The sequence below is a fragment of the Flavobacterium sp. genome, from assembly GCF_003525665.1.
Classification (GTDB): Bacteria; Bacteroidota; Bacteroidia; order Flavobacteriales; family Flavobacteriaceae; genus Flavobacterium.
In genome coordinates, this window is record NZ_DQDX01000190.1 from 4,831 (window position 1) to 8,338 (window position 3,508).

Below are 3,508 nucleotides of genomic sequence, written 5' to 3' on the forward strand. Positions count from 1 at the left end.
GAAAGAAGACACATTCGAACCTCTCGAAAATGTTAGAATTTCTTCAAGTCCAAACTCAAGTATAGTTTTTACCGATGCCGAAGGAAATTTTCAAATTAATGATGTTCCAGCTGGAGATTATTCTTTTGAAGCTAGAAAAGACGGTTATTTAGCAAAATTCGAGGCCGTTACTATTACTACAGATGCCGAAGTTGAAATTGTCTATGAACTAAAAGTTTCAACTGCTGGAAATACGCCGCCATCCATTCCGGTTTTAACTTCACCAGCTGATAATGCAACTAATCAAAACCTAACGTTAGATTTAACTTGGACCGTTACCGATGCCAATGATGAAGATGAGTTGACTTCAACCGTGATTCTAAGAAACGATGTTACTGATGAGGTTGTTACTTTTGAAAATCTAACTGCGACAACTTTAAACTTGACCAATTTAGCTTTTAGCACCAAATACATCTGGCAAGTAGTAGTTTCAGACGGAATTAACGATCCTGTTTACAGTCCGATTCGCTCTTTTAGAACTAAAAATTTCCCTGATGCACGTTTTTTATTCTGTAAAAAAATCGAATCGAACAGCGTAATTTACACAGCCGACGATGCTGGAAATCAATTGCAATTGACTTCTTCTGCCAAAAATAGCTTCCGACCTGTCAAAAATTTACAAGCGGCCAAAATTGCTTTTATGCAATCTGACGGTTCTCAAAATCATATTTATACCATGAATTATGATGGTTCTGGTTTGTTTAAAGTAACTAATACAGTTCCAATTGCAGCTTTTAATTTTGATTACGCGAAGTTTGCCTGGAAAACTAATGGTTCTCAAATCATCTATCCAAATTTTGATAAATTGTATATTATTAATGCTGATGGTTCGGGTTTAACCCAAATATACCAAACCCCAAATGGCAAATTCATAACCGAATGTGATTGGAGTTATGACGGATCGGTAATTGCATTAAAAGTCAATGATAGCAACGGATACAATGTCGAATTGTATACAATAAATCCGTTTGGTGCTTTACTAAATACAGTTATTTCTGGCATTAACGGCGCAATTAATGGAATTCACCTTTCGGCAAATAACCAACGCATTGTTTTCTGTCGTGATATCACTGGGTTTGAAAACGCAAATTACAGACAATTGGATTCAAGAATTTACATGCATAATTTTGGAACTGGTCTCACAACAGAAGTTCCAGTAGAAAAGCCATCTGGATTTAATGATTTGGACGTTCGATTCTCGCCAAACGAAGCCGATTTAATTTTTATGTCTACTTCTAATGATGGAATTTCGCAGCGAACAATTAAAAAATTCACAGTGGGTTTACTAAATTCAAGAATCAATTTGTTTACCAATGCCGTGATGGTTGATTGGAAATAAATAATCATCAAAACTTTAAAAAATACTAATTTGTAGTTCTTTATTCGAAATTCAAATTACTATCTTTGCAGGACAACACAACAACGCAAATAATGAGTTCTGATAACAGCCAACGCTATGCAATGCGCGGAGTTTCTGCATCAAAAGAAGATGTTCACAACGCCATAAAAAATATTGATAAAGGTTTATTTCCTAAAGCTTTCTGCAAAATTGTTCCCGATTATTTAACCAATGACGAAGACTATTGTTTAATAATGCATGCCGATGGGGCCGGAACAAAATCGTCATTAGCTTACATGTATTGGAAAGAAACTGGCGATATTTCTGTTTGGAAAGGCATTGCTCAAGATGCATTAATCATGAACATCGACGATTTATTATGTGTTGGTGCTACCGATAATATTCTACTTTCATCAACTATCGGAAGAAATAAAAACTTAATTCCAGCCGAAGTAATTTCTGCAATTATCAACGGAACCGAAGAACTTATTACCGAGTTAAAAACATTTGGCGTAACCATTCATTCTACTGGTGGCGAAACTGCTGATGTAGGCGATTTAGTGCGAACAATCATCGTAGATTCTACCGTTACAGCTAGAATGAAACGCAACAAAGTAATTGATAATGCCAATATTAAACCTGGTGATGTTATTGTAGGATTGGCTTCTTTTGGTCAAGCCAAATACGAGAAAGGTTACAATGGCGGAATGGGAAGCAACGGATTAACATCGGCAAGACATGATGTTTTTGCCAATTATTTAGCAGATAAATTTCCAGAAAGTTTTGATAGTTCTGTTCCAAAAGACTTAGTGTATTCTGGAAATGTGAAATTGACTGATGCTGTTGCAAATTCGCCAATCGATGCAGGAAAATTAGTGCTTTCGCCAACTCGAACGTATGCGCCCATTATCAAATCGATCTTAGATAAGTATACTTCAAATGAAATTCACGGAATGGTACATTGTTCTGGTGGAGCACAAACCAAAGTTTTGCATTTTGTAGATAATGTTCATGTTATAAAAGATAATTTATTTCCAGTGCCACCATTATTTCAATTGATTCAAGAGCAATCTAAAACCGATTGGAAGGAAATGTACCAAGTATTCAATTGTGGTCATAGAATGGAATTATATGTTCCGCAAGACATTGCCAATGATATAATTGAAATCTCTAAATCATTCGGAGTTGACGCACAAATTGTAGGTAGAGTAGAAGCAAGCGAAACCAAAAAACTGACTATTACTAGTGAGTATGGAGTTTTTGAGTATTAGGATTTTAAGAATCTAATACGATTGAATTAAAACATCTGTAGGAATATTTAAACTTTCATGAAGTTGGCGAATCATTTCTAAAGTAAGTTTTCTTTTGCGATTTAAAATTTCACTTGCACGGCTTTTTAATCCAACAATTTTTGCTAAATCAGATTGATTGTAACCCATTTGTTCCATTCTAAATTTAATGGCTTCAATTGGATCTGGCATACCTATAGGAAAATGTTCGTTTTCATATCGATCAATAAGAATTCCTAATACTTCCAGTTCATCGCCTTCTTTAGAACCTAATGCAGCATCAAAGATGACCTCCAATCTTTCCAACGCTTGTTGATAGTCTTTATCGGTTTTTATTGGTTTAATTTCCATAGCTTTTAAATTTCGTTAGCGTTAATCTTATCGTATTCTGCGTGCGTTCCAATAAATCGAATCCAAATCATTTGATAGTTATAGTTAATTCTAATGATTAATCTATAATTATTTCCTTTGATATTAAAAACAACACGATTGTTATATAAAATACTTGCACTTGGATAGTCTTTTTTTAGTTCATTTGGATTATTCCAATTGGCATTACTTGTCTCTTGAAACCATGATTTAAGTTGCTGTTCTGCATCTGAATGAACTTCCCAAAAATCACGCAATATTTTTTTTGAAATTATTCTCAAAGTTTGAATTTTTGTCAAAGATAATTAAAAGTTCCCGATTTGGGAAAAATAAAATAGTTTTTTAATTTGAAAGCGCAAAGTCAGGAGACATTTGAGCAGCATTTTAGGAACTCATTGCGGAGTTTGGGAATTTATGTTTTTTATTTGAATTGTTTACTAACGATTGGTTTTAGAAACTACTATTTTTCTTG

4 protein-coding genes are annotated in these 3,508 nt (G+C 34.1%); 2 read left to right on the forward strand and 2 right to left on the reverse strand.

What is annotated here, in order from left to right; all coding sequences use genetic code 11:
• A partial coding sequence (locus DIU01_RS13420) for a hypothetical protein (RefSeq protein WP_290835269.1) occupies positions 1–1,378 on the forward strand: 1,378 nt, incomplete at its 5' end.
• Between the two features lie 92 nt (positions 1,379–1,470).
• Complete coding sequence (locus DIU01_RS13425; protein ID WP_290835294.1) at positions 1,471–2,649, forward strand: AIR synthase related protein; 1,179 nt, start codon at positions 1,471–1,473, stop codon at positions 2,647–2,649.
• Between the two features lie 12 nt (positions 2,650–2,661).
• On the opposite strand, the gene DIU01_RS13430 is transcribed toward DIU01_RS13425, so the two are convergent.
• Complete coding sequence (locus DIU01_RS13430) at positions 2,662–3,018, reverse strand: helix-turn-helix domain-containing protein (RefSeq protein ID WP_290835270.1); 357 nt, start codon at positions 3,016–3,018, stop codon at positions 2,662–2,664.
• Positions 3,019–3,023: 5 nt separating this feature from the next.
• Positions 3,024–3,317, reverse strand: coding sequence for a type II toxin-antitoxin system HigB family toxin (locus tag DIU01_RS13435; protein ID WP_290835272.1), 294 nt, complete (start codon positions 3,315–3,317; stop codon positions 3,024–3,026).
• Positions 3,318–3,508: the final 191 nt, after the last annotated feature.